Raw genomic sequence first — 17,611 nt, 5'->3', positions numbered from 1 at the left:
AAACCCGCTTCGGCGGGTTTTTTCATTCTGGTGTTTATCAAATCAGGAGTCAGAAATGAGCCAAGTCACTGTACGTTCCGTGGTCTATCAGATTGATGGCCAGCCTTATGAAGGTCGTCTGGCGTTTGACGCTGAGCACAAAGACGCGCGTCCGGGTTTGTTGATGGCACCGAACTGGATGGGTGTCAGCGCCGGCGCCGAAGAGATCGCCAGGTCGGTCGCGACCAAGGGCTATGTAGTGTTGATCGCTGACGTCTACGGTCAGGCAGTACGTCCGCAAAATGCTGATCAGGCGGGCGCGGCCATGATGCCGCTGAAGGATGACCGTGCGCTGCTGCGCAAACGTATGCAGGCGGCTTTCGAGCAGTTGCAGAAGCAGGGCGAAGCGGCCGTGGATACCTCGAAGCTGGCGGTGTTTGGTTTCTGCTTCGGCGGTTGCTGTGCGCTGGATCTGGCCCGTACGGGGGCGCCGGTGAAGGCTGCGGTGTCGTTCCATGGCACGCTGGACTCGCCGAACCCGGCGGATGCGCAGAACATCAAGGGCGCGGTGCTGGTGTTGCACGGCGCTTCCGATCCGCTGGTGCCGAAAGAGCAATTGCCGGCATTTGAGGACGAAATGAACGCGGCGAAGGTCGATTGGCAGTTGCTGAGCTACGGCGGTGCGGTGCACTCGTTTACCGATCCCCATGCCAATGTGCCGGGCAAGATGATGTACGACGCGAAGACCGCCAAGCGCGCGTTCAAGTCGATGCATGATTTGCTGGATGAAGTATTTAAGGGCTGAAAAGCGAAAAGCCCCTCACCCTAACCCTCTCCCAAAGGGAGAGGGGACTGATTGGGGGATGCTGAAGGACTACGCCGACCTGATAGGGCTGTGCTGAATCCATAATCGCCAGGACTTTTCAGGTCGATGTATTACCACAGACACCTCGGTCGGCCCCCTCTCCCTCCGGGCGGTCCGACGTTTCGGGAGGGCTGGGGTGAGGGTAGCTTTTCAGCGCGGCAACTCGATCCGCTCAACTTCCCCCGGCACCGTCGGCCAGTCCCCGGCCGCCCATTTACGCCGTGCCTCATCAATCGCCGCCGGATCGCTTGCAACAAAATTCCAGTTGATCCGCCGGGGGCCGTCCAGCGGCGCGCCGCCGAACACCACCGCGTGCACATCGCTCTCGGCAAACAGGCTCATTTCCTCCCCGGCCGGCAACACCGCCAGCGCATGCGGTTCCAGTGCTTCGCCATTCAACTGCGCATCCCCGCTTAACACGTACACCGCCCGTTCTTCATGCTCGGTCGGAATCAGCAGGGTGGTCGCCGTCTGCATCTTCACTTGCGCATACAACGTAGGAGAAAGCACCGGCACCGGTGATTCCAGACAAAAGCCTGACCCGGCAATCATCCGAATCTGCACGCCAAGGTTATCGCTGACCGGCAAGGTCGCCGCCGGGTGATGGCTGTAATGCCCAGGGCCTTGCTCGTGATCTTTGGGCGACGCCAGCCAGATCTGCAAGCCGTGCATCGTAAAGTGCTGTTCCCGCAACGGCTCAGGCGTGCGTTCAACGTGTGCAATCGCGCTGCCAGCGGTCATCCAGCTGACATCTCCGGCACTGACCACCTGATTCGAGCCGAGGCTGTCCTTGTGCTGGATCTGGCCTTCGAACAGATACGTGAGCGTCGACAGACCGATGTGCGGGTGCTGTCGGATGTTCATGCCTTTGCCCGGCGGATAAACCGTCTCAAGCATGTGATCAAAAAACACGAAAGGCCCGACGCTGCGGCATTTGGCTGACGGCAACGGGCGCAGAATCGGCTGGCCTTCGACGTCTTCGGCGCGCGGGCGGATGATCAGGAGTGGCGTGTCCATGGTGCATTCCAGGCTGAGCGGGTGATGCCAGAAGCATAACCCGCCGCTGGCATCAGGAGGATTATTGGCTGTCGAAGCCTTGCGGGGCGTGGGTTTCGATCGTCACTTCGCTGGTGGTCATCAGCTTGTGAATCGGGCAACGGTCGGCAACGCGCAGCAGTTCCTCACGCTGGGCATCGGTCAGCACGCCTTTGAGGGTGAGGGTGACATGCAGGGCGTATTTACCTTTTTGCTCTTCACTGTTGTCGCGTTTGACCTCGACCCCGACGCCGGTCAGCGGAATGTCTTTCTTCTTCGCGTACATCTTCAGGGTCAGGGCTTTGCAGGCACCCAGTGCTGCGTCGAAGTAGTCGTGCGGCTCAGGCGCGGTGCCTTCACCGCCGGCGGTCTTCGGTACGTCGGCAAACAATTCGTGGTCATCAATCTGTACGGTGTGACGAAAACCTTCAGCGGAGACGGTATTGACGGTAATGGTCATGGGAACCTCACAGGCAGTAGGAAAAGTCGTTCGATCAAACAAGACCTTGCAGTTATAGAGCATTCCCACCGGTACGCGTTCCACTTTCCCGCGGGATGAACCCTTGTCGTCAGGGCGGGGTCTAGGTTATGCCGACTTCCTGGAGATTACTTGTGTCCCTGTATCGTTTGAGTCTCGCCTGCCTGTTGCTGGTAGCCGGCAGCACCAGTGCCCGCGAATACACCTACAGCGATGCGCACCTGCATTACGTGGATTTTTTCCAGGAAAGCGCAGGGATGGCGAAATTGCTGACGGCGATGAAGGACGGTTCTGTCGAGCATGTGATGATTTCCGGTATTCCGGTGGCGAAGAAGTGGCACGAAGACGAACCCAAGCGACCGCGCTATTACGCCGGTGATGACGCTGATGCCTATTGGTACAGCGCGACCGATGTGATCATTGCTGATGCCGTGCAAAAGCTCAGCGCCGAGCAGCGCCCGTACTTCCACCCGTTCCTGTCGGGCTTCAATCCCAACGACAAGAATTCCGCCGCGCACATCCAGCGCATGCTCGATCTTTATCCGGGACTGTGGCAGGGCATCGGCGAGGTGTTCACCCGGCATGACGACCTCACAGCGCTGACGTCCGGCGACACGCCGCGGGCCAACAACGAAGCGATGACCAAGATCTATCATCTGGCCGCTGAGAACGATCTGCCGGTGATGCTGCATTCGAACATCACCTCCAAGCGTGAGAAAAATCCGCTTTACCTGAAGGAAATCGAAGAGCCACTGCGTAATCATCCGCACACGCGATTCATCTGGGCGCACGCTGGAACCAGCGCTGAAATTCATCGGCATCAAACGCAACTGGAGTTTTTGCTGCCCACACTGACGCGCATGCTTGAGGCGTATCCCAACCTGTTTATCGACCTGTCCTGGAGCATGCTCACCCCGTACCTGCTGGACGAGCAGGGCACGCCGCGCGCGGAGTGGCTGGCGCTGGTGGAGAAATACCCGGAGCGCTTCATGCTCGGCTCGGATGTGGTCGGGCGCTTCAATAAGCTCGGTGGGGAAATGCACAGCTTCAAGCCGTTTCTTGACGCGTTGCCAGAAGGCGTTGCGAAAAAAGTCGCTCGGGACAACTTCCTGGCAATCTTGCCGCGAACGGCGTCCAAGTCCGGCAAAAGCACGCTGAATCGTTAATACCAACGGTTCGAAGGATCAAGGCCTTTTGATATTGCCTTTTCGTCTTACGCAAATTTTCGCCGGGCCGATACCTTCTAAAGCAACCCGCTGCAGGATTGATGCAGCACTTTTGGAAGGAACCACAGCAATGAGTATTCGAAGTCTCAATATTGCCCCGCGCGCCGGCCTGGGGTTTGGTGTGTTGGCGTTGATGGTGTTTGCCCTTGGCGCGTTCGCCCTGCTGCAAATGTCGAACATGCGCGCGCAGTCCGACGAGGTCGATAACAATTGGCTGCCGAGTGTGATGGCCGTCGGTGAGATGAGTCAGGACATGCTGCGCCTGCGCGCGTTGACCATGCGCTTGTTGCTCAATCGCGATCCGCAGGCGCTGGAGCAGAATGTCGCCAAGCTCAATGATCTGCGCGGAGTGCTGAGCGAGGCCCAGCAGCGTTATGACGTGCTGATCGTGTTGCCCGAGGAGCGCAAGCTGTTCGACCGTTTCAAGGTTGCCGAGCACCAGTATCTGGAGTTTCAAGCGCAGGTCATGCAGTTGTCGACGCAGAATCGGGTCGAGGAGGCCGCGACCATTCTCAACGGTCAGATGAGTCCGTTGGCTGACGAGATCGCGGTCATCCTGCGCGAACTGGTTGAGCTGAATAAACACAATGCCAATCTCGCCACCGAAGCAGCGCGGCTGGTGTTTACCAGTGCGCGGGTTTGGGTAGGGGTGATGATCGGCGTTACCGCGCTGATCACCATTGGCCTGGCCCTACTGCTGACGCGCAGCATCGTGCTGCCGCTGGCGCAATCGCTGGGTGTCGCCGAGGTGGTGGCCGGTGGTGATCTGACCGGTGATATCAGCATCAGCGGCAAGGACGAACCGGCGCGGCTGCTGCAGGCGCTCAAGAGCATGCAGCACAACCTGCGCGAGACGATTCGGCAAATCTCCGAGTCCTCCAGCCAATTGGCTTCGGCGTCGGAGGAGCTGAGTTGCGTCACGGAAGACGCTACCCGCGGACTGCATCAGCAGAGCCTGGAGATCGAGCAGGCCGCCACGGCGGTCAACCAGATGACCGCTGCGGTGGAGGAGGTAGCCAGCAATGCGGTGGCGACTTCGCAGGCTTCGCGTGAATCCGACCGCATCGCCCAGCATGGTCGTGAACAAGTGCAGCAGACCGTTGCGTCGATTGAGTTCCTCGCCGAAGACGTGACCAATAACGCTTCGCAGGTAGAAGATCTGGCGCAGAAGGTTCATGGCATCAGCAAGGTACTGGATGTGATTCGTTCGATCGCCGAACAGACTAATCTGCTGGCACTGAACGCCGCGATCGAGGCCGCCCGCGCTGGTGATGCCGGGCGCGGGTTTGCCGTGGTGGCAGATGAGGTGCGAGCCTTGGCGCATCGCACCCAGCAGTCGACGCAAGAGATTGAACAGATGATCGGCGGCATTCAGCAGGGCACTGATTCGGCGGTCGGCTCGATGCAACAGAGTAATGTGCGGGCGCGTTCGACATTGGAACTGGCCAAGGCTGCTGGCGTGGCGTTGGAGGAGATCGCCTCGGCGTTTACCTTGATCAACGAGCGTAACCTGGTGATCGCCAGTGCCTCGGAAGAGCAGGCAGCGGTGGCGCGGGAGGTGGATCGCAATCTGATGAACATTCGCGATCTGGCGATGCAGACCTCGGCGGGGGCCAATCAGACCAGTGCGGCGAGTCAGGAGCTTTCGCGGCTGGCGGTGGATTTGAACAGCATGGTGGCGAAGTTTTCGGTTTGATTGTGTGGTGAACCTGAGGCTGCCCTCACCCTAACCCTCTCCCAGAGGGAGAGGGGACTGACCGTGGCGAATTAAAGAGCTACGCCGACCTGCGTGTTCTTTGGTGAATCCATAATCGACTCGATCATGCAGGTCGATGCATAGCGCCAGACATCTCGGTCGGCTCCCTCTCCTTTGGGAGAGGGCTGGGGTGAGGGGCAAGGCTGGCACAAATCTCCAATCCAGCAGACAAAAAAAGCCCCGCATTTCGCGGGGCTCTTTGTTCTTGCGGCGGATCAGCTGCCTTTAACGGTTTTGCCGTTGACGGTGCCGTCCTGGAGCATGATGTTGTATTCCTTACCGTCGGTTTCAACCTGTTGCAGGCGAACCAGCAGGTAATCCCAATCCTTGGCGAACCAGAGGACGGTGATGCGCTTGCTTTGCGTCGGGTCGCGTACGCGCTCGACCTTGATCGCATCGATCTGGCCAGCCTTGGTCTCGACTTTCTCCGAACCCAGCACGCGGAAGTCATAGGTATCGACTTCGCCGTCATCGACCACTTGATAGCTCATGGTCTTCTTGCCGGCAGCGACGTCATGCTGCAGCGCCAGCTGGTAGGTGGACTTGTCGACCATGCCGCGGTTCAGCGGGATTTTCACCGCGTCGCCACGGTCGGTGCCGGTGACCATTTTGCTGTTCCAGTCGAAATCCAGATCAGCCTTTTTCGCTTTGCCCAGGCCACCACGTTCGAAGTGGTAGGACTGCGGCAGCAGCGTGTCCTTGTCGAGGGTCAGGGTGCTTTCTTCAGTCAGGCTGGCGATCATCATCGAGGCCTTGAAGCTGAGCTTCCAGACGCCGTTGGCTTCCTTGACCAGACTGCGCTCGGCGGTGCCGCTCATGGGCAGTTGCTTCCAGTCGGCGGTGTAGCTGGCGGAGAACGGTTGAAGTTCCGCTGCCTGCGCGAAGGGCAGGGCGAGCAGAGCGCAAGCGAAGAGCAGGGCGCGACGCATAATATCTCCTAGTTTCGAATCAAGTGGCCGCTGGCCGCGAGTAACTGGCCGTCCAGTACAGCACCGTGTTCCCCGAGTGCCAGTCTGCCTTCGGCAAACCAGCGCACTGCCATCGGATAGATCAGGTGTTCCTGAACGTGGACTCGCTGCGCCAGACTCTGCGGCGTGTCGTGCAACTCTACCGGTAATACTGCCTGTACGACCAGTGGTCCGCCATCGAGTTCCTCGGTGACGAAGTGCACCGAGCAGCCATGCTCAGTGTCGCCGGCCTCCAGCGCGCGCTGATGAGTGTGTAACCCTTTGTATTTGGGCAACAGCGACGGGTGGATGTTGAGCAGGCGACCCTGATAGTGGCGAACGAAATCAGCACTGAGAATGCGCATGAAGCCGGCCAGCACCACGAGTTTCGGTTGGAATTCGTCGATCAGTTCGATCAGGGCAGCATCGAAGGCCTCGCGACCTTCGAATGCCTTGTGATCCAGTGAGCGGGTGGCGATACCCGCGTCACTGGCGCGTTGCAGGCCGTAGGCGTCGGCGCGATTGGAAATCACTGCAGCGATGCGGACCGGGTTGTCGCCGGTCCGCGTGCTGTCGATCAGAGCCTGCAAGTTACTGCCGGTGCCGGACAACAGCACCACGACATCACAGGTTGCGGACATTAATGAGCCTTAAGGTTCTGCAGGTCAACCTGAGCAGCGCCTTCGGCAGCAGCAGCGATCTGACCGATGACCCAAGGCTGTTCGCCGGCGTCACGCAGGGTGTTCAGCGCAACTTCTACGTGTTCCTGAGCCACGCAGATAACCATGCCGACGCCGCAGTTCAGCACGCGGTGCATCTCGGTCTCGTCAACGTTGCCTTTTTCCTGCAGCCAGTCGAATACGGCAGGGCGAGTCCAGCTAGCCACGTCAACCACAGCCTGAGCGCCTTTTGGCAGAACGCGCGGGATGTTGTCGAGCAGGCCGCCACCGGTGATGTGGGCCATGGCTTTGACGGCGCCGGTGTCTTTGATCAGTTTGAGCAGCGGCTTCACGTAGATGCGGGTCGGGGCCATCAGCAGATCGGTCAGCGGTTTGCCGTCGAGCTGGGTGTTTTCGATGTCGGCACCGGACACTTCGATGATCTTGCGGATCAGCGAGTAGCCGTTGGAGTGCGGGCCGGACGATGGCAGCGCGATCAGCGCATCACCGGTGGCGACTTTCGAGCCGTCGATGATTTCCGATTTTTCCACGACGCCGACGCAGAAGCCGGCCAGGTCGTAGTCTTCGCCTTCGTACATGCCTGGCATTTCAGCGGTTTCGCCGCCAACCAGCGAGCAACCCGACAGTTCGCAGCCAACGCCGATGCCGGTCACAACCTGGGCAGCGGTGTCGACATTGAGTTTGCCGGTGGCGTAGTAGTCGAGGAAAAACAGTGGCTCGGCGCCGCAAACGACGAGGTCGTTCACGCACATGGCAACCAGGTCGATACCGATGCTGTCGTGCTTGTTCAGGTTCAGCGCCAGACGCAGCTTGGTGCCGACGCCGTCGGTGCCGGAAACCAGTACTGGCTGCTTGTAGCCGGCCGGGATTTCGCAGAGGGCGCCGAAACCGCCCAGGCCGCCCATGACTTCCGGGCGCGCAGTGCGCTTGGCGACGCTCTTGATGCGTTCGACCAATGCTTCACCGGCGTCGATGTCTACACCGGCGTCCTTGTAGCTCAGGGAGGGTTGCTTGCTCATGATCCAGGCCTTTAGGGGAGGGGATTCAGGGGTAACGACCGAGTTCAGCGGGAACATCGAAATCGACGGGGCGATGGCCTCACGCGAGTTTCGAGGTGCCCGGCTGTTGCCGGTCTGCGAAGGCGCGCGATTTTATCAGGCTTGAGGGGCAGCGGCCATCCTCGCACCGACGGGCAGGGCCATATCCACGGAAATTTTTTGCAATTGAGGCGAATGAACGCCTGTATAAGGTGGGGCGATTAACCGTCTATCGTTATCACTGTGCAAAAACTTACCGCTGTCGTGTGAATGTTTGGTGCTGGCAGATTGTCACAGCCTTGCTCAACCGATTCACGCGGCCTGTTCCAGCCGCTCCTGTCGACGGGAATTTTCCATGCGTTTTTGTAAATTGTTGTTAGTGGGTTGTTTGTCTCTGATCAGCCTGGCGAGTCACGCCGAAAACCTCAAAGGCCTTTATCAAGTGCGTGAGCCGGTCAATGGTCAGGCACCGGAAGAACGTGATCGTGCCACGCAGGCGGCGCTGGATACGTTGGTGCTGCGTTTGACGGGCGATCCGAAAGCTGCACAAAACCCGGGGTTGGCGGCGATTCGCAAGGATCCGCAGCAGATCATCAGTCAATTCGGTTTCGATGCCGGGCCGCCGGAGGTGCTGAAGGTCGATTTCGATCCGGCGACCACCGAGCAGGCGCTGCGTCGTGCCGGCTTGTCGGTGTGGGGCGCCAGTCGCCCGTCGATTCTGAGTTGGTGGCTGAATGACTCGGCTGAGGGGGCGAATCTGGTTGGCGACGGTCAGTCCGCTGCTGCGCCGTTACGTCGAGCTGCGCAACATCGCGGCTTGCCATTGCGTCTGCCGTTGGCAGACCTGAGCGAGCAACTGGTTGCCACGGCGCCAGCGCTGGAAGGCACGGATCCGGCACCGTTGCGCGGTGCCTCCGAACGCTACAACGCTGACGCTTTGCTGGCAGTGCATGCCCGTGAAGAAGGCGGGCAGTGGCAAGCGAAATGGCACCTGTGGCTGGGCGATCAGAAAGAGGCAGGCAGTGTGCAGGGCGCCGATCAGGCCGCTGTCGCTGACGCGGTGATGCTGGCGGTGGCTGAGCGTCTGGCGCCACGTTTTGTCGCCAAACCTGGTGCTTCAGGGCAGCAGACTCTGGAAGTGCAGGGTATGAATCTGGAGCATTACGCGGCGCTGTTGCGGTTACTCGAACCGTTTGGCGTGCGTCTGCAAAGTGTTGACGGCGATCGCATCGTCTATCGGGTCAATGGCAGCGCCGATCAGATGCGTGCGCAGTTGTCGCTGGCCAAGTTGCAGGAGTTGCCGGCAGAGGCGCCAGTTCCGGTGGCTGCACCACAGCCTGCGGTTGCAGGTGCAGCACCGGTTGCGGCTCCGGTTGCGGCTCCGGCCCCGACCCCGGCAGCACCGTCGTTGCGGTTTCGCTGGTAAGTCTTTCCTTATATAGAAGCTACAGGAGTGGTACATGGCCGATACGCGGCGTTGGTTCTGGCTCGGTGGGGTTGTCCTGCTTTGCGCGTTTGTGTGGTTGCTCCACCCGATCCTCACGCCGTTTCTGGTGGCGCTGCTGCTGGCTTATCTGTTCGATCCACTGGTGGATCGCCTGGAGCGACTTGGTATGTCGCGCACCTGGGGCGTGATCGCGGTGTTTGCTTTGTTCACCCTGATCGTCACGGCGCTGATGCTGGTGTTGGTGCCGATGCTCGCCAAGCAGTTGCTGCGTTTGTACGAACTGGCGCCGCAGATGCTCGATTGGCTGCAGCACACGGCAGTGCCGTGGGCACAGTCGAAGCTGGGGTTGTCGGACGGTTTCTGGAAGTTCGACAAGGTCAAGGCCGCGATCAGCGAGCACATGGGGCAGACCACCGACATTGTCGGCGTGGTGCTGAGTCAGGCAACGGCCTCCAGTCTGGCGTTGATCGGCTGGCTGGCCAATCTGGTGCTGATCCCGGTAGTAAGTTTCTACCTGCTGCGCGACTGGGATGTGATGATGGCCAAGATCCGCAGCTTGCTGCCGCGTGATCGGGAAGAGACCATCGTATCGCTGGCCGGTGAATGTCATGAGGTGCTGGGCGCGTTTGTTCGCGGTCAGTTGCTGGTGATGGTGGCGCTGGGCGTGATCTACGCGGCGGGCCTGATGATTGTCGGGCTGGAGCTGGGGCTGTTGATCGGTCTGATCGCGGGTCTGGCGGCCATCGTGCCGTACATGGGCTTCGTGATCGGTATTGGCGCGGCACTGATTGCCGGTTTGTTCCAGTTCGGTGGCGATCTATACCCGATGGTCGGGATCGTCGCGGTGTTCATGGTCGGTCAGGCGCTGGAAGGCATGGTGCTGACGCCGCTGCTGGTGGGTGATCGTATCGGTCTGCACCCGGTGGCGGTGATCTTCGCGATTTTGGCTGGTGGCGAGCTGTTCGGTTTCACCGGTGTGCTGTTGGCGTTGCCGGTGGCGGCGGTGATCATGGTGCTGGTGCGCCATGTGCACGATTTGTACAAGGATTCTGACATCTATAGTGGTGTCGACGAGCCTGAGTTGTAATCGGGCAGGGCGGCCCGGCGAACAGCCGGGTTGGCCCGCGTCCTGCAGGCGCTGGCGCCAAAGAATCTGTCATAAAACCAGCGTGTTAACGCAAACCTTTGATTTTGCTTGGACTCTGTCGCATTGTGCGCTCAGCTTCACGGGTATAAACTTCGCAAACTTTACACAGAGGCCACTAACGGTTCCTTGAGAACTGTTCAGTCAGCATGAAACCGATTCAGCTGCCCCTAGGTGTGCGTCTGCGTGACGACGCCACCTTCATCAACTACTACCCAGGCGCCAATGCCGCTGCACTCGGCTATGTCGAGCGTCTATGCGAAGCCGACGCCGGCTGGACAGAAAGCCTGATCTACCTGTGGGGCAAACACGGCGTAGGGCGTACGCATCTGTTGCAGGCCGCATGTCTGCGTTTCGAGCAGATGGGTGAGCCGGCGGTGTACTTGCCGTTGGCCGAGTTGATGGATCGCGGCGTCGAAATCCTCGATAACCTCGAACAGTACGAACTGGTTTGCCTGGACGACCTGCAGGTGATTGCCGGCAAGGCTGACTGGGAAGAGGCGATGTTTCATCTGTTCAACCGTCTGCGTGACAGCGGTCGGCGCCTGCTGATTGCCGCTTCAACCTCTCCGCGTGAACTGCCGGTCAAACTGGCTGACTTGAAATCGCGCCTGACCCTGGCGCTGATCTTTCAGATGCGCCCGCTCTCCGATGAAGACAAATTGCGCGCCTTGCAACTACGCGCATCGCGTCGCGGTTTGCACCTGACTGACGAAGTCGGGCATTTCATTTTGACTCGCGGTACCCGTAGCATGAGTGCACTGTTCGACTTGCTCGAACAGCTCGATCAGGCCTCGTTGCAGGCTCAGCGCAAGCTGACCATTCCCTTCCTGAAAGAAACGCTGGGCTGGTAACGGCGCGGCTTTTAGCGTGTTTTGGCATATTTCAGGCGTCAGAAAATCCGCTTTCCTGCACGATTTGCAGGCTGCGTATCGGTTCAAATGGGCTTAAGCGCTTAGATGTAAACGAGAAACCGGGAAGTCACAAAAAGATCGATTGAATTTGCAAATGAGGCTGATAGCGGGCATAGTCTCGGCTTCTTTACAACTATCAGCCACGGTCGTGCCCATGCTACAGCGCTTCGCACCCCTCGTGCCTCTCGCACTCGTCACCCTGTTATACGGTTGCGCTGCTCATTCTCCAGTTCAAGAGCAGCCTCAACAGGTTAAAAATTCTGCCACGGCCCAGTCTTCCGTTATTTACCAGGAAGAGCTGGACACGGAAAAAGAACTCAACGAATTCAATGGCAAGAAGCCTTATCAGCTTCCTGTTCTGGCCGACAGCATCCTCGAACGCGGCATGTCCCTGATCGGTACCCGCTACCGTTTCGGCGGTACCTCTGAAGCCGGTTTCGATTGCAGCGGTTTCATCGGCTACCTGTTCCGCGAAGAGGCTGGCATGAACCTGCCACGCTCGACCCGCGAGATGATCAACGTTGATGCGCCGCTGGTGTCACGCAGCAACCTTGAGCCGGGCGATCTGCTGTTCTTCGCCACCAACGGTCGTCGCGGTCGCGTCAGTCACGCCGGTATCTACCTGGGTGACAACCAGTTCATCCACTCCAGCAGTCGTCGCAGCGGCGGTGTTCGCATCGACAGCCTGGGTGACAGCTACTGGAGCAAGACCTTCATCGAAGCGAAACGCGCTCTGGCCAACGCTCCGACTGTTGTCACCGCTCGCAAGTAATTCCCCGATGTCGCTGCGTTCGCAGCGACGACCGGCTCCCGGCAACGGAGTAGACCTGGACTTTACAAGGTGAAGTTAAAGTCTTACTTGAAGTTTGCCGCGTAGCCGCTAGAATCCTGAATCATATTGATGGCAAACCGCCTGCGTGCTTACGCAGGCGGTTTTGTTTTCTGTCCGTCGGCAGAAAAAGCCGCAGCCAGATCAGGATGTTCTGCTTATGACGATGTCGGCCCGCCTTGCTTTGATCTTTTTCGCAGCGCTGCTCAGCGCCTGCGCCAGTCGCACGCCGCCCCCTGCGCCGGTGGTTCGCGCGCCGGTTGTGTTCGGTCCCTCGCAATCTTTCTCGCCCGCTGCCGAGGACGTGCTGTTCCGTGCGCTGGGTTTGGTGGGCACGCCGTATCGCTGGGGCGGCAACACGCCGGATTCCGGGTTTGATTGCAGCGGGCTTATCGGTTTTGTCTACCGTGATGCGGCAGGGATTTCGCTGCCGCGCTCCACGCGCGAGATGATCGTCATGCAGGCGCCGAATGTCGGCAAGGAGGGCTTGCAGACCGGCGACTTGATCTTCTTCGCCACCAATGGCGGCTCGCAGGTCAGTCATGCGGGGATTTATGTCGGCGAAGGGCGCTTTGTGCATGCGCCGGCCACGGGCGGTACGGTGAAGCTGGACAGTCTGTCGAAGGCGTATTGGCAAAAGGCTTATCTGAGCGCCAAGCGGGTGCTGCAGCCGGAGCATCTGGCGCATAACCCGTAATTCAAGTTGCCCATAATCTAATGTGTAGGAGCGAGCCTGCTCGCGATGACGGTGTCACATTCAACATCAATGTTGAATGATCGACCGCTATCGCGAGCAGGCTCGCTCCCACAGTTGTTTCAGGTCACATTCAACATCACTTTGTGGCTGAGACTCGCCAAACCTTGTTGCCGACATCATCCGCCACCAGCAAGCCACCTTGCTGATCGATCACCACGCCCACCGGCCGGCCAAATGCATTCTCATCCTTGTCGAGGAATCCGGTCAGCACATCCACCGGTGTGCCACTCGGCTTGCCGCCGGTAAACGGCACGAAAATCACTTTGTAGCCACTGTGCGGTTTGCGATTCCATGAGCCGTGCTGGCCGATAAAGGCACCTTCCTTGAATTGCGCCGGCAGGTTGTTGCCCTCGGCGAACGTCAGGCCCAAAGACGCAGTGTGCGGCCCGACTGCATAATCCGGGGCAATGGCTTTGGCCACCAGCTCAGGGTTTTGCGGCGACACACGCACATCCACATGCTGGCCGTAGTAACTGAACGGCCAGCCATAAAACCCACCGTCCTTCACGGAAGTGATGTAGTCCGGCACCAGGTCACTGCCGATTTCATCGCGCTCATTCACTGCCGTCCACAGCGCGCCACTGGTGGGTTCCCAGGCCAGGCCATTGGGGTTGCGGATGCCCGAGGCGAAGATGCGGTGGTTGCCGGTCGCCCGATCAACTTCCCAGATCGCGGCGCGACCTTCTTCCTTATCCAGACCATTTTCGCCGACGTTGCTGTTCGACCCGACCGTGACGTACAACTTGCTGCCGTCCTTGCTGGCGATGACGTTTTTGGTCCAGTGGTGATTCAGCGTGCCGCCGGGCAAATCGACAACCTTGATTGGCTGCGACTTGATCTCGGTCGCGCCGGGTTCGTAGTTGAAGCGCAGCAAGCGATCGGTATCAGCGACGTACAGATCGTTGCCGACCAGGGTCATGCCGAAAGGTGAGTTGAGGTTTTGCAGGAACACTGTGCGCGTCTCAGCGACGCCATCGTGGTCGGCGTCACGCAGCAAGGTGATGCGGTTTGGGCTTGGCACGCCAGCGCCGGCCTTGCCCATGACCTTCTTCATGACCCAGCCGCGAATCCCGCTGCTGTCATCCGGTTTTGGCGGGGCATTGGTTTCCGCCACCAGCACATCGCCGTTGGGCAGCACATACAACCAGCGCGGATGATCGAGGCCTTCGGCGAACGCTGCCACCTGGGTGCCAGCCGCCGCTGTCGGTTTGCCGCCCTCGGGCCAGCCGATCGCCGGGGCGATGTTCACCGTCGGGATCAGGGTCTTGTTCGGTTCAGGCAGCTTCGGCGACGGGCCGGTACCGTCGGAGACTTGCAGGCTGGAGGTCTCACCGCAGGCGGCGAGCCCTCCGGCGAAGGCGATGACAAAAACGAGCTGGGGCTTGCGCATTGCTGATCTTCCCTATGAATGCATTCCTAATCATAGAGGAGGGCGCAAGCCCGATGGTTCAACTGCTCAGCCGCGGGCTTCCTTGAACAGCACGGCGATGCCCGGGTGATAGTGGCCCGCTTCGCTGCGTAACTTGCGGTAGGCGTAGGGGAAATACCAGGCGACCGCGCAAGTGTGTTCCTTTTGCAGATCGTCGACCATGTCCTGCAACTCTTCGGGGCTGGCGCTGTGCTGGGCTTTCTGTGGAGCGACAAACAGGCAGCCGAGCTTGAGATCGCTGGCATAGCTTATGCGTTTGGCGTCGTTGGTGATGTCGAGCAGGGCTTGGGTCAGATTCAGGTGGGTAACCTTCGGCCAGCGCTGAGTGACCTGGATAAAGGCGCGGTCTTCGGCACCGGCCAGAAGCAGATCGGCGCGAGCGTTGCGCTCGCCTCCTTCGTTCTGCTTGCGCGTGGCAGTTTCGTTCAAAGTCACCAGCTCCGCCATCCAGGCCGCCGCCGAGAGCAAGCCGAGATTGGCTTTCTCGTCATGCCAGTAAGGGGTGTCGCTGTCGCCGCGCACGGCGTTGTAGCGGTCGATACAGTCAAACCAGCGTTCAAGCACCGGGCGCAGGAATTCCAGGCGCGGGTTGCTGATGATCATGCCTTGCATCGTCATCATCCTTATTGTTGTGATGGGCTTTTCGGGAAAAGCATGGCTCTTTGATATCACTTGTCTCAGCATGGCACAAGACAGGCGTCAGATAATTGATCGGCGGCAGTTATTCGCCCCGATGGCTGCCTCTTTAATTGACGCTCCATCCCCAACCCTCTAACCTTCGCGGCTTGTTTCAGGTGCTCTGTGACCTGCGTCGACAGAGTGAAACAGGGAAGCCGGTGAGGGTTGTCTTCAACTGAAGAACAATGACGATCCCGGCGCTGCCCCCGCAACGGTAAATGAGTGAAAACTGCGCCATGAGCCACTGCCTCGAAAGAAGCGGGAAGGCGCGCAGTCAGGCCAACGCCGCTCATGAGCCCGGAGACCGGCCTGATCCATCCAGCGGCATCACGGTGGGCGATGCCAGGCTTTTTGCCGTCTATTCTTGTGCCTGCCCGCCGTTATCCAGCCTCAACGGAGAGCTCCCCAATGACTGATTCCCCCGAGCGTGACGAACGCCATCTGGCGCGTATGCAGCGCAAGAAAGCCGTGATCGACGAACGCATCGCCAACTCGCCCGACGAGTGCGGCCTGGTGCTGGTGCTGACCGGCAACGGCAAAGGCAAAAGCAGCTCGGCGTTCGGCATGCTCGCCCGCGCCATGGGCCACGGCATGCAGTGCGGTGTGGTGCAGTTCATCAAGGGCCGCAACAGCACGGGTGAAGAGCTGTTCTTCCGGCGCTTCCCCGAGCAGGTGCGTTTTCATGTGATGGGCGAGGGCTTCACCTGGGAAACCCAGGATCGTCAGCGTGACATCGCTGCCGCCGAAGCCGCGTGGGCGGTCTCCCGCGAATTGCTGCGCGATCCGTCGATCGGTCTGGTGGTGCTCGACGAATTGAACATCGCCCTCAAGCACGGCTACCTTGATCTCGATCAGGTACTCAGTGATTTGCAGGCGCGTCCGCCGATGCAGCACGTGATCGTCACCGGTCGTGCGGCCAAGCCGGAAATGATCGAGATGGGCGACACGGTCACTGAAATGGGCATGCTCAAGCACGCCTTCCAGGCCGGTATCAAAGCGCAGAAAGGCGTCGAACTTTGAATCAACCACGTCACTGCCCAGCGGTCCTTATCGCCGCGCCGGCCTCCGGTCAGGGCAAGACCACCGTTACCGCCGCACTGGCCCGTTTGCATCGCAACCACGGGCGCAAGGTGCGCGTCTTCAAATGCGGCCCAGACTTTCTCGACCCGATGATTCTCGAGCGCGCCAGCGGTGCGCCGGTGTATCAACTGGACATGTGGATGGTCGGCGAACAGGAAAGTCGTCGTCTGTTGTGGGAAGCCGCTGCCGAGGCGGACCTGATTCTGATCGAGGGCGTAATGGGCCTGTTCGACGGAACGCCGTCCAGCGCCGATCTGGCACGGCACTTCGGTGTGCCGGTGCTCGGCGTGATCGACGGCACAGCCATGGCGCAGACCTTTGGTGCGCTGGCGCTGGGTTTGGCGAAGTATCAGCCGGATCTGCCGTTTGCTGGCGTGCTGGCTAATCGTGTCGGTACCCTGCGTCATGCGCAGTTGCTCGAAGGCAGTCTCACCGAAGGTTTGCGCTGGTACGGCGCGCTGTCTCGCGAAACCGGTATCGAACTGCCGAGTCGCCATCTCGGCCTGGTCCAGGCCAGCGAACTGAATGATCTGGATATGCGTCTCGATGCCGCCGCCGATGCATTGGCCAGCAGTTGCGAGGTAGCGTTGCCACCGGCCGTGGAATTCGCCGCGCCTGATGTGATCGCCGTCGAACCGTTGCTGAAAAACGTGCGAATTGCTGTCGCCCGTGATGAAGCGTTTGCTTTCACTTACGGCGCCAGTCTCGATCTGTTGCGCGCGATGGGCGCCGAGTTGAGTTTCTTCTCGCCGATCCGCGACACGCAATTGCCTGCGGCGGACAGCCTGTATTTGCCGGGCGGTTATCCAGAATTGCACCACGTTGCGTTGTCGCAGAACACTGCGATGCTTGAGGCGATCCGTGCGCATCATGCGGCCGGGAAACCGTTGCTCGCCGAGTGTGGCGGCATGCTTTATTTGCTTGATTCGCTGACAGATGTTGAAGGTACCCGCGCTGAGCTGGTCGGCCTGCTTAAGGGCGATGCAGTAATGCAAAAGCGTCTGGCTGCGTTGGCGTTGCAGGCGGTCGAACTGCCGGAAGGTTCGTTGCGTGGCCACACTTATCACCATTCCCTGACGACGACTGAGTTGACGCCGATTGCCCGTGGCCTGAGTCCGAACGGTGGGCGTGGGGCGGAGGCGGTTTATCGCGAGGGGCGGATGACGGCTTCTTATGTGCACTTCTATTTCCCGTCGAATCCGACTGCGATTGCCGCATTGTTTGCGCCAGACCGTGAGGCCGCCTTCGCGAGCAAGCTCGCTCCCACAGGGGATCGCGTTTCTTGAGCAAGCACCCCGTCCAATGTGGGAGCGAGCTTGCTCGCGAAGAG

17 protein-coding genes, 1 pseudogene and 1 riboswitch are annotated in these 17,611 nt (G+C 59.7%); of the genes and pseudogenes, 11 read left to right on the top strand and 7 right to left on the bottom strand.

Annotation, left to right across the window (positions count from 1 at the left end; all coding sequences use genetic code 11):
• Positions 1–55: 55 nt before the first annotated feature.
• Positions 56–784 (top strand): dienelactone hydrolase family protein, encoded by a 729-nt coding sequence (locus ACM6IV_RS01865; RefSeq protein WP_414868499.1) that lies wholly within the window; start codon positions 56–58, stop codon positions 782–784.
• Between the two features lie 210 nt (positions 785–994).
• On the opposite strand, the gene ACM6IV_RS01860 is transcribed toward ACM6IV_RS01865, so the two are convergent.
• Positions 995–1,861 (bottom strand): pirin family protein, encoded by an 867-nt coding sequence (locus ACM6IV_RS01860; protein ID WP_414868498.1) that lies wholly within the window; start codon positions 1,859–1,861, stop codon positions 995–997.
• 61 nt (positions 1,862–1,922) lie between these two features.
• Complete coding sequence (locus ACM6IV_RS01855) at positions 1,923–2,339, bottom strand: OsmC family protein (RefSeq protein ID WP_414868497.1); 417 nt, start codon at positions 2,337–2,339, stop codon at positions 1,923–1,925.
• Positions 2,340–2,467: 128 nt separating this feature from the next.
• Between ACM6IV_RS01855 and ACM6IV_RS01850 the strand changes: the two genes are divergently transcribed.
• From ACM6IV_RS01850 to ACM6IV_RS01840, 3 genes and pseudogenes are all read left to right on the top strand, one after another.
• Entirely contained in the window at positions 2,468–3,523 is a 1,056-nt protein-coding gene (locus ACM6IV_RS01850) for an amidohydrolase family protein (protein ID WP_414868496.1), read from the top strand.
• A gap of 130 nt (positions 3,524–3,653) precedes the next feature.
• A pseudogene (locus ACM6IV_RS01845) lies at positions 3,654–4,424 on the top strand (MCP four helix bundle domain-containing protein); the annotation flags it as partial.
• Positions 4,416–5,279: a methyl-accepting chemotaxis protein gene (locus ACM6IV_RS01840; protein WP_414868544.1), complete on the top strand. Its 864-nt coding sequence runs from the start codon at positions 4,416–4,418 to the stop codon at positions 5,277–5,279. The pseudogene ACM6IV_RS01845 and the gene ACM6IV_RS01840, both read left to right, overlap by 9 nt.
• 275 nt (positions 5,280–5,554) lie before the next feature.
• Here the strand turns inward: ACM6IV_RS01840 and ACM6IV_RS01835 are convergent, their stop codons facing one another.
• The 3 genes from ACM6IV_RS01835 to purM are packed head-to-tail and all read right to left on the bottom strand — an operon-like array spanning position 5,555 to position 7,985.
• Complete coding sequence (locus ACM6IV_RS01835; RefSeq protein WP_095114118.1) at positions 5,555–6,268, bottom strand: DUF3108 domain-containing protein; 714 nt, start codon at positions 6,266–6,268, stop codon at positions 5,555–5,557.
• Positions 6,269–6,276: 8 nt separating this feature from the next.
• Positions 6,277–6,927: a phosphoribosylglycinamide formyltransferase gene (gene purN, locus ACM6IV_RS01830; RefSeq protein ID WP_414868495.1), complete on the bottom strand. Its 651-nt coding sequence runs from the start codon at positions 6,925–6,927 to the stop codon at positions 6,277–6,279.
• Positions 6,927–7,985, bottom strand: coding sequence for a phosphoribosylformylglycinamidine cyclo-ligase (gene purM, locus ACM6IV_RS01825; RefSeq protein WP_414868494.1), 1,059 nt, complete (start codon positions 7,983–7,985; stop codon positions 6,927–6,929). The genes purN and purM overlap by 1 nt, the downstream gene beginning before the upstream one ends.
• 373 nt (positions 7,986–8,358) lie before the next feature.
• Between purM and ACM6IV_RS01820 the strand changes: the two genes are divergently transcribed.
• The 5 genes from ACM6IV_RS01820 to ACM6IV_RS01800 all read left to right on the top strand — a co-directional run bounded on the left by ACM6IV_RS01820 (position 8,359) and on the right by ACM6IV_RS01800 (position 13,034).
• On the top strand, positions 8,359–9,429 hold the full coding sequence (locus tag ACM6IV_RS01820) for a DUF2066 domain-containing protein (RefSeq protein ID WP_414868493.1): 1,071 nt from the start codon (positions 8,359–8,361) through the stop codon (positions 9,427–9,429).
• A 34-nt stretch (positions 9,430–9,463) separates the two neighbouring features.
• The gene (locus ACM6IV_RS01815) at positions 9,464–10,537 is read left to right on the top strand and encodes an AI-2E family transporter (protein WP_414868492.1); all 1,074 of its coding nucleotides are present in this window, start codon (positions 9,464–9,466) and stop codon (positions 10,535–10,537) included.
• Positions 10,538–10,743: 206 nt separating this feature from the next.
• Positions 10,744–11,448: a DnaA regulatory inactivator Hda gene (gene hda, locus ACM6IV_RS01810; protein WP_007919828.1), complete on the top strand. Its 705-nt coding sequence runs from the start codon at positions 10,744–10,746 to the stop codon at positions 11,446–11,448.
• 214 nt (positions 11,449–11,662) lie between these two features.
• The gene (locus ACM6IV_RS01805; RefSeq protein ID WP_414868491.1) at positions 11,663–12,280 is read left to right on the top strand and encodes a C40 family peptidase; all 618 of its coding nucleotides are present in this window, start codon (positions 11,663–11,665) and stop codon (positions 12,278–12,280) included.
• A 217-nt stretch (positions 12,281–12,497) separates the two neighbouring features.
• Positions 12,498–13,034 (top strand): C40 family peptidase, encoded by a 537-nt coding sequence (locus ACM6IV_RS01800; RefSeq protein ID WP_127651543.1) that lies wholly within the window; start codon positions 12,498–12,500, stop codon positions 13,032–13,034.
• 136 nt (positions 13,035–13,170) lie between these two features.
• Here ACM6IV_RS01800 and ACM6IV_RS01795 read toward each other — a convergent pair whose 3' ends face one another.
• Together ACM6IV_RS01795 and ACM6IV_RS01790 are read right to left on the bottom strand one after the other, a co-directional pair.
• Complete coding sequence (locus tag ACM6IV_RS01795; RefSeq protein ID WP_414868490.1) at positions 13,171–14,484, bottom strand: PQQ-dependent sugar dehydrogenase; 1,314 nt, start codon at positions 14,482–14,484, stop codon at positions 13,171–13,173.
• 66 nt (positions 14,485–14,550) lie between these two features.
• On the bottom strand, positions 14,551–15,135 hold the full coding sequence (locus tag ACM6IV_RS01790; protein ID WP_414868489.1) for a hypothetical protein: 585 nt from the start codon (positions 15,133–15,135) through the stop codon (positions 14,551–14,553).
• 163 nt (positions 15,136–15,298) lie between these two features.
• Positions 15,299–15,529: riboswitch (cobalamin riboswitch) on the top strand.
• Positions 15,530–15,609: 80 nt separating this feature from the next.
• On the opposite strand from ACM6IV_RS01790, the gene cobO reads away from it, so the two are divergent.
• Complete coding sequence (gene cobO, locus ACM6IV_RS01785; protein WP_003223053.1) at positions 15,610–16,221, top strand: cob(I)yrinic acid a,c-diamide adenosyltransferase; 612 nt, start codon at positions 15,610–15,612, stop codon at positions 16,219–16,221.
• Positions 16,218–17,567 (top strand): cobyrinate a,c-diamide synthase, encoded by a 1,350-nt coding sequence (locus ACM6IV_RS01780; protein ID WP_414868488.1) that lies wholly within the window; start codon positions 16,218–16,220, stop codon positions 17,565–17,567. Before cobO ends, ACM6IV_RS01780 begins: the two co-directional genes overlap by 4 nt.
• Positions 17,568–17,611: the final 44 nt, after the last annotated feature.

The sequence above is a fragment of the Pseudomonas sp. IT-347P genome, from assembly GCF_949768005.1.
In the GTDB taxonomy this organism is placed as follows: Bacteria; Pseudomonadota; Gammaproteobacteria; order Pseudomonadales; family Pseudomonadaceae; genus Aquipseudomonas.
The sequence above is the reverse complement of the archived record's forward strand: the minus strand, read 5'-3'. Positions and strand labels throughout refer to the sequence as shown.